Source organism: Pseudomonas sp. LBUM920, from assembly GCF_003852315.1.
Lineage (GTDB): Bacteria > Pseudomonadota > Gammaproteobacteria > Pseudomonadales > Pseudomonadaceae > Aquipseudomonas.
Genome location: NZ_CP027762.1, coordinates 3596971 through 3612967, shown reverse-complemented (window position 1 = coordinate 3612967; position 15997 = coordinate 3596971). Strand labels below are relative to the sequence as shown.

Sequence of the window (15997 nt, the reverse complement as noted above, 5' to 3'; positions counted from 1 at the left end):
AAAAACGCCGCGTACCTTGCGATACGCGGCGCTGATTTACCCGGTGTAGCTAGATCAACACACCTTAGGCTTGAATCACCGGGATGTTGGCGCTTGCTGCGATTTTGCGGAACTCGGCGATCTGGTCGAAGTTCAGGTAGCGGTAGACGTCACTGGCCATGGTGTCCAGTTTGGCCGCGTAGCCCATGTACTCTTCGACGGTCGGCAGGCGACCCAGCGTGGAAGCCACTGCCGCCAGCTCAGCCGAGGCCAGGTAGACGTTGGCACCATCACCCAGACGGTTCGGGAAGTTACGGGTCGAGGTCGACACAACGGTCGAGTTCGGTTCTACGCGTGCCTGGTTACCCATGCACAGCGAGCAGCCCGGCATTTCCATGCGCGCGCCAGCCTTGCCGTAGATGCCGTAGTAGCCTTCTTCGGTCAGTTGGTGAGCGTCCATCTTGGTCGGCGGCGACAGCCACAGACGGGTTGGCAGCTGACCCTTGACCTGTTCCAGCAACTTACCGGCAGCGCGGAAGTGACCGATGTTGGTCATGCACGAACCGATGAACACTTCGTCGATCTTCTCGCCGGCAACGCTGGACAACAGACGGGCATCGTCCGGGTCGTTAGGTGCGCAGAGGATCGGCTCGTTGATTTCAGCCAGGTCGATTTCGATGATTTCGGCGTATTCCGCGTCGGCATCGGCTTCCATCAACTCAGGGTTGGCAACCCAGGCTTCCATCGCTTGAGCACGACGTTCCAGGGTACGTGCATCGCCGTAGCCTTCGCCGATCATCCAGCGCAGCAGGGTGATGTTGGAGTTCAGGTACTCGGTGACCGAGTCTTTCGACAGCTTGATGGTGCAACCGGCAGCCGAACGTTCGGCCGAGGCGTCGGACAGCTCGAAAGCCTGTTCCAGCGTCAGGTCGTTCAGGCCTTCGATCTCCAGGATGCGACCGGAGAAGGCGTTCTTCTTGCCTTTCTTCTCTACGGTCAGCAGGCCAGCCTGGATCGCGTAGTAAGGAATGGCGTGAACCAGGTCACGCAGGGTGATGCCCGGTTGCATTTTGCCTTTGAAGCGCACCAGGATCGATTCCGGCATGTCCAGTGGCATGACGCCAGTGGCTGCGGCGAACGCGACCAGGCCGGAACCGGCCGGGAACGAGATGCCCATCGGGAAACGGGTGTGGGAGTCGCCACCGGTGCCGACGGTGTCCGGCAGCAGCATGCGGTTCAGCCAGCTGTGGATGATGCCGTCGCCTGGACGCAGCGATACACCGCCACGGGTCATGATGAAGTCAGGCAGGGTGTGGTGGGTGGTCACGTCGATCGGCTTAGGGTAAGCCGCGGTGTGGCAGAACGACTGCATCACCAGATCGGTCGAGAAGCCCAGGCACGCCAGGTCTTTGAGTTCGTCACGGGTCATCGGACCGGTGGTGTCCTGGGAACCCACGGTGGTCATCTTCGGTTCGCAGTAGGTGCCAGGACGAACGCCTTTGCCTTCTGCCAGACCGCAGGCGCGACCCACCATTTTTTGCGCCAGGGTGAAGCCCTTGTCGCTTTCAGCCGGTGCTTCCGGCAGCTTGAACAGCGTCGAAGGCGGCAGGCCGAGCTCGGCACGTGCCTTCTCGGTCAGGCCACGGCCGATGATCAACGGGATACGGCCGCCAGCGCGAACTTCGTCCAACAGCACCGGGGTCTTCATTTCGAAGGTGGTCAGGACTTCATCGGTGCCGTGTTTGCAGACTTTGCCAGCATGCGGGTACAGGTCGATCACGTCGCCCATGTTCATGTTGGTGACGTCGAATTCGATTGGCAGTGCGCCGGCATCTTCCATGGTGTTGTAGAAGATGGGAGCGATCTTGCTGCCGAAGCAGAAGCCGCCAGCGCGCTTGTTCGGCACGTAAGGAACGTCGTCGCCGAAGAACCACAGTACGGAGTTGGTCGCCGATTTACGCGACGAACCGGTACCGACCACGTCACCGACGTAGGCGATCGGGAAGCCTTGGCCACGCATTTCTTCGATCTGCTTCATCGGGCCGGTCTTGCCTTGCTCGTCCGGCACGATGCCTTCGCGAGCCATTTTCAGCATGGCCAGGGCGTGCAGCGGGATGTCAGGGCGGGACCAGGCGTCCGGGGCAGGGGACAGGTCGTCGGTGTTGGTTTCGCCGGTGACCTTGAACACGCGCAGGCTGATCTTGTCGGCCAGGGTAGGGCGGTTCTTGAACCACTCGCCATCAGCCCAGGATTGCAGCACGGCTTTGGCGTGCTCGTTGCCGTTCTTGGCTTTTTCAGCCACGTCGTGGAACGCATCGAACATCAGCAGGGTGTGCTTGAGTTGGGCGGCAGCGACAGGCGCCAACTCGGCGTCGTCCAGCAGCTCGACCAACGTCACGATGTTGTAGCCGCCTTGCATGGTGCCAAGCAGTTCAACAGCGCGCTTTTTGTCGATCAGGGGGGAAGTGGCTTCGCCCTTGGCCAGGGCAGACAGGAAACCGGCCTTGACGTAGGCAGCTTCGTCAACGCCTGGTGGAATGCGGTTGGTGATCAGGTCAACGAGGAATTCTTCTTCGCCAGCCGGGGGATTTTTCAGCAGCTCGACCAGGCCTGCGGTTTGTTCGGCGTTAAGCGGCTGGGGAACGATACCCAGTGCTGCACGCTCTTCGATATGTTTGCGGTAGGCTTCAAGCACAGTTATTACCCTCATCAGTGGTCCCACGGGACGCTCATCCAGAAATGAACGGCACGCATGCGCTCGGGGGCTTTTTGGGCCGCAAAGCCAGCGCTGCCGGCATTCCTCACAGAAGCTGCTTTCAAAGTTTTACGCCTGCAGAACGGAGCTGATGAGGGTTGGCGCTGGCAATTACCTACCGGGTAATAACCATCGCCAACACCGTTCTGAAGGAACGACTGTGCTCGTGACGCTTTGAAAACAGCTTCCAGCGGATTATTGGCGCCTTACAAGGCCGGATGATTCTACGGCAAAAAAAATCTAAAGGTAAGTTGCCTAACCAAGTTTGCTGGGTGATCAACCTTAGACAAAGGGCTAACATGCGGCATTGTTTCGCGGATTTGTGTGTCGTTGCCTATGCCCAACCAAACCATCAAGACCCCCTGCGTCGGCCTGTGCTCCACGGTTTACGGCGATCTCGTGTGCCGTGGCTGCAAGCGCTTCCACCACGAAGTGATCCTGTGGAATGGCTATAACGAGGAAGAAAAGCGCGCGGTATGGCTGCGGCTCGAGCAACTGCTGGTGCAGGTGATGGCCGGTAAACTCGAAGTGTTCGACCCCAAGAGGCTGCGCGGGCAGTTGGAGCAGCGCAAGATTCGCTTTGTGCCGCACCAGTCCGAGTACTGCTGGGCCTACCAATTGATCGCCCGGGGCGCACGGGTGATTTCCAACCTGGAAGCCTATGGCATGGTGCTGCTGCCAGAGTTTCGCGACTGGGCGCTGCCGGAGCTGCGCGATGCGATTGATCGGGAGTTTTTTATCCTCTCGGAGGCGCACTACCAGCGCTATATAGCCCCGGGGTTCCTCAACGATGCATTTGCTGGCTGACACCGCACAGCAAAAATGTGGGAGCGGGCTTGCTCGCGAATAGGAAGTGTCAGCAATCAATTAATTGACTGATCCGCCGCTTTCGCGAGCAAGCCCGCTCCTACAAGGGATTTTCAGTGGGTCACGCCTTGGTCGCCAGCGCTTCCAGATGATCCATCAGTTCCTGCGGCTTGAGCACCAGCACATCGCTCTGCACCTCGTCGAGCACCACCTCCGCCGTATTCCCGATCAATGCTCCGGAAATCCCGGTGCGCGCCACGGTGCCGATAATCGTCACCGCCGCCTGCCACTTATGCGCCGCATGGGGAATCAATACATCTGCCGGGCCTTCTTCGATGTGCAAATGGGTGTCGTCGATATCGAACTCGGCCTGGAACGTCTTGCACTGCTCGCGATAGCGCGCCTCGATGGTTTCCTTGAGCTGAAACGTCGGGTCACTGGCCGACAGCATGGGCGAGGGATGGGCGCTGATCACGTGCAATTGCGCCTTGGCCAGGCTCGCAATTTCGAAGCCGTGATCAATGATGGTGTTGTGGAGCGCCTGATGTTCACTGTCGTTGTTGCCCACATCGATTGCCGCCAGCACCACCTTGTCGGCCCAGGGCGTCGAGGTTTTCACCAGCAGCACAGGCGTTGGGCAATAGCGCAGCAGCTTCCAGTCGGCCGGCGTCAACAAGGCCTTTTTCAGCGGGCTGTCGGCGAAATGCTGCTTGATCACCAACCCACAGCCCTCGGCTTGCTGCACATCAATGATGGTTTCATGCAGGCTCTCATTCCACGCCTGCTCGGTGGTCACGCTGTAGCCGTCTTCATGCAGGCCGGACTTGAGCAGGCTCAGCAGCGCCGAATGCTCGTGTTTTTTGTCGCAGACCAGCAAATGCAGGTGCGCGCCGGTGACCCCGGCGATCAGCTTGGCGCGCTTGAGCGCCAGGCTTTCCGAGTGCTCGGGCTCGATGACCACCAGGATGCTGCGGATAGCTTGCATGGACGGATCTCCAGAGACGCAATAAAAGGGGCCTTGCACAACTATAGTTGCTGCCCGCCAGACGTCATGTTGATGCACATCAAAGCCAGTGGCTGGTGGTCTGCGGTGGGGTCGGTATAATCGGCGCCCTTTTGTGATCTATTTGCCCGTGAGCCCGATGAACCTGCCCGAAATCCACGAATTCCTCGGCTGCCGCACCCCCGACGCCTGGGTCCAGGCTGCCTTGGCCGATCAGGCAACCCTGCTGATCGACCACAAGAACTGCGAATTCAAAGCCGCCAGCACCGCCTTGAGCCTGATTGCCAAGTACCACGCGCATGTTGACCTGATCAACATGATGTCGCGCCTGGCGCGCGAGGAGCTGGTGCACCACGAGCAAGTCATGCGCCTGATCAAAAAGCGCAAAGTCGAGCTGCGTCAACTGCACGCTGGCCGTTATGCCTCGGGTTTGCGCAAAGTGGTGCGCAGCCATGAGCCGGTCAAACTGGTGGACACCCTGGTGGTCGGCGCCTTCATTGAAGCGCGCAGTTGCGAGCGTTTCGAAGCGCTGGTGCCGCATTTGGACGAAGAACTCGGCAAGTTTTATTTCGGTCTGCTCAAAAGCGAGGCGCGGCACTTCCAGGGGTACTTGAAACTGGCCTACCAGTACGGCGACGCCAAAGACATCGCCCAGGTGATCGAGCGGGTCAGGGCGACCGAGCAGGAACTGATCGAATCACCCGACATCGAGTTCCGCTTTCACAGTGGCGTGCCAGCCTGAGGCGACGGCCACGCCCAGCAGTGTGGTGATCCCGGTCAGCAGCAGGATTACCGTTTGTGTGCCCAGCGGCGCCGCCAGCACGCCAATCAGCAAACCCGCCAATGGCTGCGACAGGTTGTTGAGCAGCGTGATCACGCCCACGGTTTTGCCAAAATCCTGTACCGGAATCACGCGCTGACGGGTGCTGCGCAGGTACACGTTAAACATCTTGTCGAAGCCGGTGATCAACAGGAACCCGAGGGTATAGGCCCACACGCCGGGGCTGATGGCCGTGATCAGCGCGCCCACGCCGATCATCGAATACGACAGGCCGCCCAGTACCTTCAACGGCAAGGTTGCGCGCGCCAGGTAAAACAGAATCCCGATCGTCACCACGGCGCCCGCGGCTTGCAGCAGGGCGTAGGTGTCCTTTCCGGCGCCATAGTGGCCGGTGACCATCGCCGCCGACGTGGCCAGCGTCACACCAATAATCAGATTCACGCCCACCGCCAGGGTGATGATCCGTTTCAAATCGGCGAGCGTGCGGATATGCCCGAAGGCAATGCGCAGCGGTTGCAGCCAGATGTCCCGGTGCTGCTCAAAGGTTGGCAGGCTCACCGCGCTGGTGCGCTGCCACAGCAGCATGGCCAGGTCCGCCAGCACAAACAGCCCGGCAACCCCCAGCACCACCCAATGCCAGGCCCAGACTTCAAGCATCAGCGCCGCCAGCAGTGGGCCGAGCACCAGGCCACTCTGGTCGGCGATTTGTGAATAGGAAAGGGTCTTGGCGTAGGTGTACTGCTTGAAAATATGCGGCATCAACACTTCGCGCGCCATGATGCCCTGGGTGGTCAGCACGCCGCACAGCGCCGAGAGCATGACGATCCAGTAAATGCCGTCGAACACGCCGTACAAGGCCACGGCCACCACGCAGGCCAGCGCCCGGTAGACCTGGCTGATATGCAGAATGCGCACCGGTGAGAGTTTGTCGCACACCGCGCCGCACACCGGGAAGGCCAGGTAACGCGGCAGTGACTCGACAAAAAACGCCAGGCCCGCCCAGGACACACTCCGAGTGGTCTGGAACACGATCAGAGGCACGATAAACAGCAGAATCTGGTCCGCCAGCCGCGACAGAAACAGCGAAACAAAGAACGCCAGGTAATCCTTGCGCATACAACTCCCTGTGAATGGCGTTAAAGATTGCAGGCTATTTGTTAAAAACTCTTAAAAGCATGAAGCTTGGTCGGTCACTGATGGCCAGCGGCTTCTGTTGAGCAGCTTGCCACCTATAATGCCTGCACTTCAATCCGCGCAGCCACACTGAGAATTTATGGAAAACCTGGGTCTGGGCAAGGTCCTGCTCGTTGAGGACGATGAAAAGCTGGCAGGGCTGATCGCGCACTTTCTGTCGCAACACGGTTTCGAGGTGCGGGTGGTGCACCGCGGTGACGAAGCCCTGGCCGCATTTCTCGACTTCAAGCCGAAAATCGTCGTGCTCGACCTGATGCTGCCCGGCCAGAGCGGCCTGCACGTGTGTCGCGGGATTCGTAACCTGTCAGACACCCCCATCGTGATCCTGACCGCCAAGGAAGACGACCTGGACCATATCCTCGGCCTTGAGTCCGGTGCCGACGACTACGTCATCAAACCCATAAAACCTCCGGTGCTGCTGGCGCGATTGCGTGCGCTGCAACGTCGCCAGGTGCCCGAACCCACCGTGCGCGGCTCGCTGGAGTTTGGCCGGCTGGCGATTGACCGCAGTTGCCGGGTGGTCAGCCTGGGCGGTGACAAGATCGACCTCACCACCATGGAATTTGAACTGCTCTGGCTGCTGGCCAGCAGCGCGGGCAAGATCCTCTCGCGCGATGACATTCTTAACCGCATGCGCGGCATTGCCTTCGATGGCCTGAACCGCAGCGTCGACGTGTACATCAGCAAACTGCGCAGCAAACTCAATGACAACCCGCGTGAGCCGGTGTGCATCAAGACCATCTGGGGCAAGGGCTATCTGTTCAATCCATTTGCGTGGGAGGTTTAGATGCTGCGGCTGTTTCTGCGCCTGTACGTGATCCTGGCGCTGGGGTTGGCGGGCGCAATCTGGCTGGTCAACTACACCTTCGACGAGTTACTGCCCGAGGCCAACGAAACCTATAACCGTGAGGCGCTGCGCGGTCCGGCCTATGGCCTGGTGGAGCAGTTGCGACCCTTGCACGGCGAGGCCCGGCAGGCGCGCCTGGACGAACTGCAGCCCCATTATGGTTTGCGCCTCAAGCTGGTGCAGAGCGACACCCAGGCGCTGACCGAGCGCGAACAGCAGTTGCTGGCCGACGGCTTGCTGGTGGTGCGCGGGGATTTCATGGAATTCCTGACCAATATCGACGGCGGGCCGCAACTGCTGGAGATCAAACTGCCGGAAGAGCCCAAGTGGCTGTACCTGTGGGCCTATGGTTTTCTCGGCTTGTGCCTGGCCATCGTCCTGTATTTCTGGGTACGCCCGCACTGGCGCGACCTGGAGCATATCCGGCTGGCCGCGCAACGCTTTGGCGACAACGACCTGGCGTCGCGCATCCTGCTGCCGCGCCGTTCCACCGTGCGCGAGCTGGCGGGGCACTTCAACCAGATGGCCGAGCGCATCGAAAGCCTGATCGCCAACCAGCGCGAACTGACCAACGCCGTTTCCCACGAACTGCGCACACCGATTGCGCGCTTGTCGTTCGAGCTTGATCAACTCAGGCAGCAGGCCGACCCGCGACAGAGCCGTGAGTTGATCGCCGACATGTACGCCGACCTGGGCGAACTGGAGGAAATGGTTTCCGAACTGTTGACCTACGCCAGCCTGGAACGCGGCGCCACCCAGGTTACCCGCGAAAACATCGAGGCCCACAGTTGGCTCGACAGCGTGATCGGCAGCGTGGCCCTGGAGGCTGAGGCGGCGGGTGTGCAGCTGTCATTGCGTACCTGTGAGGTCGACTTTATCCAAATCGAACCACGCTTTATGGCGCGTGCCGTGATCAATCTGCTGCGCAACGCCATTCGCTACGCCGAGCGCCGTGTTGAAGTGTCGTTGATCAGTTTTGGCAGCGGTTACGAAGTGCGCGTCAATGACGACGGCCCTGGTGTGCCGATGGACGGGCGGGCAAAGATCTTCGAACCCTTCCTGCGCCTCGACGCCAGCCGCGACCGCCGCACCGGCGGTTTCGGCCTGGGCCTGGCATTGGTAAAACGGGTCAGCCAGTGGCATGGCGGACAAGTGGAAGTGCTGGATTCGGAGTGGGGCGGAGCGTCGTTTCGAATGACCTGGGCGTATGCCGAGTAAGACTTGGCGTGGAATCAGCGATGCACAGGAGGGGGAGCGGGCTCAGCTGCCAGCACCGCGCTGCTTGGCTTTTCTGTGGGAGCTGGCTTGCCTGCGATGCAGGCACCTCGGTGTGTCAGGTACACCGGGTTGATGCTATCGCAGGCAAGCCAGCTCCCACTTTTGACCGAGTACAAACGAGCAGCACCCATCTACCTGATGCACTGCGATCCAACTGTGGGAGCGGGCTTGCTCGCGAAGGCGGTGGTCAGTCAGCTCATGTGTCACTGACATACCGCTTTCGCGAGCAAGCCCGCTCCCACAAGTTGACCGAGTTCAACGGCAAGCACCGCACTGCTTGGCTTTTCTGTGGGAGCTGGCTTGCCTGCGATGCAGGCACCTCGGTGTATCAGGCACACCCAGTTGATGCCATCGCAGGCAAGCCCGCTCCCACAAGTTGACCGCGTTCAGCTGCTAGCACAGCAGTGCTTTGCTTTTCTGTGGGAGCTGGCTTGCCTGCGATGCAGGCACCTCGGTGTATCAGGTACACCGGGTTGATGCTATCGCAGGCAAGCCAGTTCCCACCTTTGGTTGAGTTCAGCCTTCAAGGTCAGGTCGGCTGTCAGGCCGCCTCGCCTTTGCTTTTGCTTCTACCACTCAGGTCGGCTACTAGGCCGCCGTGCTTTGCTTTTGATTTTGATCTCAGGCGCCCCGTTAAACCACGCTGGCCGAACGCAGGCTTGAATCCGTGGGTAACCCGGCAGGACGCCGGGTTAGCCGTGTTGGGCCATGGATGGCCCGTCGCGGCGGCCCACGGATTCAAGCCTTCGTTCGGGCACACCGAAGCGTGAGCGAGGTGCCGAGTGGTGGGGCAAGAGCCCTTTGGTTACTTTGGGGCTTTTCCAAAGTGACCCGCCGTAAGGGCGGAACCATAAGCCGCCATCTCCCAAACACCGGATATGCCCCCCAACACAGACGCATCACCGACACCCGCCGCCCCCCAACCATCCATTACCCCATCAAAACGCGTACTCGACCATCCCCACCACCGACGCCTGCAACCGCCGCTCCACAATCGGGCTCTTGCCCGCTTCATCCGCCAAATACTGCACATCCAGCAAAGTCGAGAACTGCGTGTGCTCGCTGATCGGCACGCTCCACACCAGGTTCATGCCATTACTGATATTGCCCGCGTCCGCCTTGTAGGCCTTGAACCGGCTCTGCGCCGCCTGCCCGGTAGTCACGCCGTACCAGGTCTGCAAGTACGCTCGATCACCAAAGTGACTGCTCAAGCTGGCCTCGACCGAACCGTAACGGCCTTCATACAGGTTGGTGCCCAGGCTCAGCTCCAGGTGGGTGTAAGCCCTGCCGTTGTCCGTGTGGTCGTCTTCCTTGAGCGCATGTTCCAGGGTCGCGCCAACAATCACGCCACCCAGGTTATAGCTGGCGCTCACCCCCAGTTGCGGACGCGCCTTGATCTCGCCCATGCCTTTGAGGCGCTTGGAGCCGGCATGCAAGCTCTGGTTTTTGTCCCTGCGCGCGCCGCTGGCGCCCACATACGCGCTCACGCTCAGGGCGTGGCCTTCGTAACCCCAGCCAAGCCCCTTGTCAGTGTCGAGAAAGACACCCCACGGGCTGACGATGGCGCCGCCCAGCAGCGGCGCGGTCATGCGTTCGTCGCTGCCGCTGTAGCGTGGCGCATTGGCCACGCCGGCCTTGAGGCTGTATTGCCAGTCTTCGGCAAACGCGGTGTCGGCAGCGGCGAGCAGGCACAGCGAGGTGAACGACAGGCAGAAATGTTTTGAGCGCATCAGAGGGTTCGTCCGTGTCAGAAATTCAAGCGGTTGTGGGGAGAATTCGTGCGTTTGAAGGCGTAGCCCGACGCGCTGAGGCCATTGACCTGGCGGCTCACGGTGTCGCCCAGGCCATAGCCGTTGCCGGCCAGCACCGCGTGGGCGTTGTCGACGGGGAGCAGGATGTAGTCGGTCAGCGGCTCGTCGCGCAACTGGCCGCGAATCACCAGAAATCCTTGTTCCAGGCGCACGCTGATGCCGCTCAACGGTGCATCGGGCTCGTGGGTGTTGAGCACTTGATACGTGCCGATGGTGTCGGCCCAGGCCAGGGGCAGCGGCGTCGGGTCGATGCGCTCGCCGATGGCGATGCGTTGGCCGTGAGTGCGCGCAGTGAGCATCTGGCGCCCCTGCACCTTCACCACATCAAGCTGCACGCGGCCCAGGTCGCCGAGGTCCTTGAGCCAGAAACCGAAGATTTTTTTCTGCGCGCGCAGCCAGCCCTGATCGTCGCGTAACAACTCGAAGCTCAAACCGGCCAACTCGCCCGACAGCTGATGAGGCTCATCCTTGATCCGGAACACGCCCCAGGCCGTGGCATAAAAGCCGGCCAGGCGCTTGCGGTCGATGGCAGCCGGCACGTGACGCAATTTGAGCCCGTGACTGGGTGCCTGGCAGTCGTCGGCGCAGACCGCTTGGCCGGTCTGCGCTTGCAGCATCAAGCGCAGGGCGTCGGTGGCAAGGCTGGCCACCAGGTCTTCGGCGTTACTGTCATTGGCCATGATGATCACGGCCATTTGCTGATCGGGCAGCACGCTCAGTTGCGCGGCAAAATCGTCGCCACCCCCGCTGTGCTGATACGTGCGTATCCCCGGGGCAACCGGTTCATCGCCACAGGGTGCCAGGAACCAGCCAAGGCCCACCTGGCAATCGAAGTCCAGCGCATTGCCGGTGTTTTGCTGGGTGAACATCTCATCGATCGACGCGCTGCCGATGACCCGGTTGCCTTTGTAGAGCCCATGCGCAAACAGCATCTGCACGTAGCGGCTGAGGTCTTTCGGGCTTGCCCACAAACCGCCGGCAGCGAGGTCGCGCACTTGCGCATCGGCACTGGCGACGCCGTCTTCGTAGCCCAGCGCGCGGTAACTCATCTGCGCACCGGTACCGACAAAACTCGACTGGTTCATCTCCAGTGGCTTGAGCAGGCTGCCTTGCAACTGCGCTTCAAAAGCTTTGCCGCTGCTGCGTTCGATGGCGGCGCCGACCAACGAATAACCCAGGTTGGAGTAGGCCACCTGGGCACCCGGTGGGCTGCTCAGCCACACACCGGATACACGCATCGGCATCTGGCCCATGGCGAAGGTGCTGCGCAGGTCGCGCAAGTGTTCGCTGGGCAAGCCGGACTGGTGACTGAGCAAGCGGCGCAAGGTGATCGCGCGGTCCGCTGCCGCCGGGTCGTCGTGAAAGCGCGAGCGGACATGGAACTCGCGCAGGCTCTGCTGGATCGGCGCATCCAGCGACAGACGCTGTTGCTCGACCAACTGCAAGGCCGCCGTGGCCGTGAGCAGTTTGGAGATGCCGCCAGCGCGAAACGCCGTATTGGCTGTCACCGGCACGCCCTGGGCTTTGTCGGCCATGCCGAAGCCGCGCGCCCAGATCAGCTCCTGGCCATTGACCAGCGCAATGGACAGGCCCGGCACATTTTCCCGGCCCATTTCACGCGGAATACGCGCTTGCAGGTAACGGATGATCGCGCCGTAATCGCCCTTGGGAATCGGCGGCGGGGCAGGCGATTGCCCGTGGCAACCGAGCGTACCCAGCAGGCAACCCAACAGCGGAATACCGCGCAATGTGCAAAACATGAAGAGCACCCGAATGGTGAGTTGGATGCTCGAATGCTAGGGCTGCGCGGGCCAACAATCTTTGGGAGCTTTGTCGGGAAACTGTCAAAGACTGTTAACGGGTCAACCCGAGGCGCTCATGCCATTGGGCGATGGATTCTTCGGGGTATTCGTCGAACTGCAGGTCGCCTTTGCGCACGCTGACTTCCACCCACGGCGCCTTGGAGCCGAGCATCAGGTGCGTGTGCTCCGGCGGCACCGGCAACGGCGTGTCGATGGCCGAGGCAAACGGGTGGATCAGCTCCGGCCACTCCGGGCTAAACAGCCACAAGGCGCTGCCGCACTGCGAGCAAAAATGCCGTTCGGCAGTGCTCGCGTGCGCACGTCTGGCGCCCTCGGGCTTGAGCCTGGCGTGGTAGATCGAGATGTGCTTGCGCCCTTGCACCTTCAGGCTTTGCGTATCGCCGGCAAGGTTGATCGCATAACCGCCGCCGCCTTGGGTTTTGCGGCAGATCGAGCAGTAGCAACGCTGATAGGGGTACGGGTGCTGGCTGCTCAGGCTGAATGTTACGGTGCCGCAATGGCAGGATCCTTCGAGTTGCATGGCAATCTCCTCTGGCAAAGTGACTGTTGAGCTTAGGCGCTTTGCGGCATCAAGGTGGCGATCAGCGCCCGAATGGTGCCGGGCAGGGCTTCCAGTTCGCGCACCAGAATACTGCGCTCGCGAATCGCCCAGGGCTCATCGAGTTTCACCGCCACCAACTGCATGGTCCGGCTGTGCCGCACCGCGGCCGACTCGGGGATGATGCCGATGCCCACGCCGGCCTCGACCATCCGGCAGATCGCCTCGAAGCTCGACACTTGGATACGCAACGACAAATGTTTGCCGAGACGCTCCACGTGTTCACGCAAAAAGCTCAACAGCGTGCTGCCTTCGTGCAGGCCGATATGTTGGTAGGCGAGGGTTTGTTCCAGCGTCACTGAAGGCTGGTCGGCCAACGGATGCCCCACGGGCACCATCAGCACCAGTTCGTCGGTGCTGAAGTGCAGCACCTGCAAACCTGCCGCCTCAACCGGCCCGGCAATGATGCCCATGTCGCTGGTGCCATCGAGCACGCCGCGCACGATATCGCGCGACAGGCGCTCCTGCAGGTCGACGGTGACGCCGGGGCGCTGGGACAAAAAGCCCGCCAGCACCTCCGGCAAAAACTCGGTGACCGCCGTGGTGTTGGCGAATATGCGGATATGCCCGGCCGAATCCACGCCGTACTGGGTGAACTCGCTCTTGAGGTAATCCACCTGACGCATGATCAGCCGCGCATGGTGCAGCAAACGTTCGCCCGCCGGGGTGATTTCCACGCCCCGACTGTCGCGGTACAGCAGGCGCGTGTCGAGTTGGCCTTCCAGCGCCTTGATCCGCGCACTGGCGGCGGCGGGCGAGAGGAACGCACGCTTGGCGCCTTGGGTCAGGCTGGGGGATTCGGCGATATGGATAAACAGGCGCAGGTCAGCGAGATCGAAGTGCATGCAGAACACCTATTCGGCAACGGTGAAGATCAACTGTGGGAGCTGGCTTGCCTGCGATAGCGGTGGAGCAGGCAATGCATGTGCTAGCTGACACACCGCCATCGCAGGCAAGCCAGCTCCCACAGGGATATAGGGTGTGCATCGATGAGTCGGCGTTCAGCATAACCGAACGCTGGTTTATTGAAATGCAAATTCTCAGAACGGGCAGGCGCTTGCATGATCCGGGGCAGACAACCACTGCCAGAGGATTTGTACCCGATGAGCGCCACCGATTGGATCGGCCGAAGTGAAACCGCCCACGAGCATCTGAGCCACAACCTGCTCAAGCGTATTGCCGCAACCTTCGGCGAAGCGGTGCCCCAAGAGGGCGATGCCGTCCCACCGTTGTGGCAATGGTGCTTCTTTCAAGACCCACTGCCGGAATCGGCGCTGGGCACCGACGGCCACCCGGCGCGTGGCGGCTTCCTGCCGCCGGCGGATAACCGCAATCGCATGTGGGCCGGTGGGCGCATCGAGTTTCTGCAGGCCTTGCGCGCCGGTGAGGCGGCCACCCGGGAATCGACCATCACCCACGTCGAAGAAAAGACCGGCCGCACCGGCTCGCTGCTGTTTGTCACCGTGCGCCATGACTATTCCCAGGGCGGTCGCCTGGCGATTCGCGAAGAACAGGACATTGTCTACCGCGAACCCTCGCCACCCAAGCAGGGCAGCGGCGAGGCACTGGCCCAGGGTCAATGGCAGGAGACGGTCGACCCCACGCCAACCCTGCTGTTTCGCTACAGCGCCGTGACCTTCAACGGCCACCGCATCCATTACGACTACCCCTACGTCACCGGCACCGAAGGCTATTCGGGCCTGGTGGTGCACGGGCCGTTGATCGCCACCTTGAGCCTGCGCGCGTTTTGCCGTGCTCATCCCGAAGCCACCCTGCGCCGGTTTGCCTATCGCGGCGTACGCCCTTTGATCGCGCCGCAGCCGTTTGCACTGGGCGGGCGCGTGACGGCACCCGGTGTGGCGCAGTTGTGGGCCGGCAATGCCGAGGGCGTGGCGCAAACAGCCGAACTGCATTTCGAATAAAACCAGAACAACAGGCGGAGAGCCGTTAATGAACCCCAATGACAACGAAGAACTCAATGCCATCCGCGAAGGCGTGCGCGCCCTGTGCGCCGAATTCGATGCCGCTTACTGGCGCAAGGTCGACGAACAAAAAGGCTTCCCCGAAGCCTTCGTCAAAGCGCTGACCGACGCCGGCTGGCTGTCGGCGATGATCCCGGAAGAATACGGCGGCTCCGGCCTGGGCCTGGCCGAAGCCTCGGTGATTCTTGAAGAAGTGAACCGCTGCGGCGGCAATTCCGGCACGGTTCACGGCCAGATGTACAACATGTTCACCTTGCTGCGCCATGGCAGCGACGCACAGAAAAGCTTCTACCTGCCCAAGCTCGCCAGCGGCGAACTGCGTCTGCAATCGATGGGTGTCACCGAGCCCACCACCGGCACCGACACCACCAAGATCAAGACCACCGCGATTCAACGCGGCGACAAATACGTGATCAACGGCCAGAAAGTCTGGATCTCGCGGGTGCAGCATTCCGACCTGATGATCCTGCTGGCGCGCACCACGCCACTGGCCGAGGTGAAGAAAAAGTCCGAGGGCATGTCGATCTTCCTGGTGGACCTGCGCGAAGCCATCGGCAACGGCCTGACCGTGCAGCCCATCGCCAACATGGTCAACCACGAAACCAACGAGCTGTTCTTCGACAACCTGGAGCTGCCGCTCGACAGCCTGATCGGCGAGGAGGGCAAGGGCTTCAAATACATCCTCGACGGCCTGAATGCCGAGCGCACGCTGATTGCCGCCGAATGCATCGGCGACGGCCGTTGGTTTATCGAAAAGGCCAGCGCTTATGCCCGCGACCGCGTGGTATTTGGCCGACCTATCGGGCAGAACCAGGGCGTGCAGTTCCCGATTGCCGAAGCGCACATCGAGATTGAGGCAGCGGACCTGATGCGCTGGCGCGCGTGCGAGGAGTACGACAGCGGCCAGAATGCCGGGGCCAGCGCCAACATGGCCAAGTACCTGGCAGCCAAGGCGTCGTGGGAAGCGGCCAACGCCTGTCTGCAAACCCACGGCGGTTTCGGGTTTGCCTGCGAGTACGACGTGGAGCGCAAATTCCGCGAAACCCGCCTGTACCAAGTGGCGCCGATTTCCACCAACCTGATCCTGTCTTACGTGGCCGAGCATTTGCTCGAACTGCCACGCAGTTTCTGAGGGCCCG

13 protein-coding genes are annotated in these 15997 nt (G+C 61.3%); 6 read left to right on the top strand and 7 right to left on the bottom strand.

Annotated elements, in window-relative coordinates; genetic code table 11:
• Window positions 1–64 precede the first annotated feature (64 nt).
• Entirely contained in the window at window positions 65–2674 is a 2610-nt protein-coding gene (gene acnB / locus C4J83_RS16900; protein WP_106580470.1) for a bifunctional aconitate hydratase 2/2-methylisocitrate dehydratase, read from the bottom strand.
• A 396-nt stretch (window positions 2675–3070) separates the two neighbouring features.
• On the opposite strand from acnB, the gene C4J83_RS16895 reads away from it, so the two are divergent.
• Window positions 3071–3541, top strand: coding sequence for a DUF1289 domain-containing protein (locus tag C4J83_RS16895; protein WP_106580469.1), 471 nt, complete (start codon window positions 3071–3073; stop codon window positions 3539–3541).
• A 121-nt stretch (window positions 3542–3662) separates the two neighbouring features.
• Here C4J83_RS16895 and C4J83_RS16890 read toward each other — a convergent pair whose 3' ends face one another.
• On the bottom strand, window positions 3663–4526 hold the full coding sequence (locus C4J83_RS16890; RefSeq protein WP_106580468.1) for a universal stress protein: 864 nt from the start codon (window positions 4524–4526) through the stop codon (window positions 3663–3665).
• A 157-nt stretch (window positions 4527–4683) separates the two neighbouring features.
• Between C4J83_RS16890 and C4J83_RS16880 the strand changes: the two genes are divergently transcribed.
• Window positions 4684–5286 carry a MiaE family protein gene (locus tag C4J83_RS16880; protein WP_106580467.1) on the top strand — a complete coding sequence of 201 codons (603 nt, stop codon included), beginning with the start codon at window positions 4684–4686 and terminating at the stop codon, window positions 5284–5286.
• Here the strand turns inward: C4J83_RS16880 and C4J83_RS16875 are convergent.
• Window positions 5242–6441, bottom strand: a complete 1200-nt coding sequence (locus C4J83_RS16875; protein ID WP_124417683.1) for an MFS transporter — start codon at window positions 6439–6441, stop codon at window positions 5242–5244. The two genes, C4J83_RS16880 and C4J83_RS16875, sit on opposite strands and share 45 nt — an antisense overlap.
• 157 nt (window positions 6442–6598) lie before the next feature.
• On the opposite strand from C4J83_RS16875, the gene C4J83_RS16870 reads away from it, so the two are divergent.
• Entirely contained in the window at window positions 6599–7306 is a 708-nt protein-coding gene (locus C4J83_RS16870) for a winged helix-turn-helix domain-containing protein (RefSeq protein ID WP_106580465.1), read from the top strand.
• Entirely contained in the window at window positions 7307–8584 is a 1278-nt protein-coding gene (locus C4J83_RS16865) for an ATP-binding protein (RefSeq protein WP_106580464.1), read from the top strand.
• A 998-nt stretch (window positions 8585–9582) separates the two neighbouring features.
• On the opposite strand, the gene C4J83_RS16850 is transcribed toward C4J83_RS16865, so the two are convergent.
• The 4 genes from C4J83_RS16850 to C4J83_RS16835 all read right to left on the bottom strand — a co-directional run bounded on the left by C4J83_RS16850 (window position 9583) and on the right by C4J83_RS16835 (window position 13721).
• Entirely contained in the window at window positions 9583–10374 is a 792-nt protein-coding gene (locus C4J83_RS16850; protein ID WP_124417681.1) for a MipA/OmpV family protein, read from the bottom strand.
• A gap of 17 nt (window positions 10375–10391) precedes the next feature.
• On the bottom strand, window positions 10392–12215 hold the full coding sequence (locus C4J83_RS16845) for a serine hydrolase domain-containing protein (protein WP_124417680.1): 1824 nt from the start codon (window positions 12213–12215) through the stop codon (window positions 10392–10394).
• Between the two features lie 94 nt (window positions 12216–12309).
• The gene (locus tag C4J83_RS16840; protein WP_124417679.1) at window positions 12310–12798 is read right to left on the bottom strand and encodes a GFA family protein; all 489 of its coding nucleotides are present in this window, start codon (window positions 12796–12798) and stop codon (window positions 12310–12312) included.
• Between the two features lie 32 nt (window positions 12799–12830).
• Window positions 12831–13721, bottom strand: a complete 891-nt coding sequence (locus C4J83_RS16835; protein WP_028616378.1) for a LysR family transcriptional regulator — start codon at window positions 13719–13721, stop codon at window positions 12831–12833.
• Between the two features lie 258 nt (window positions 13722–13979).
• Between C4J83_RS16835 and C4J83_RS16825 the strand changes: the two genes are divergently transcribed.
• Window positions 13980–14798 carry an HTD2 family dehydratase gene (locus tag C4J83_RS16825; RefSeq protein ID WP_124417677.1) on the top strand — a complete coding sequence of 273 codons (819 nt, stop codon included), beginning with the start codon at window positions 13980–13982 and terminating at the stop codon, window positions 14796–14798.
• A gap of 28 nt (window positions 14799–14826) precedes the next feature.
• On the top strand, window positions 14827–15990 hold the full coding sequence (locus C4J83_RS16820) for an acyl-CoA dehydrogenase family protein (RefSeq protein WP_124417676.1): 1164 nt from the start codon (window positions 14827–14829) through the stop codon (window positions 15988–15990).
• The last annotated feature ends 7 nt before the right edge of the window (window positions 15991–15997 follow it).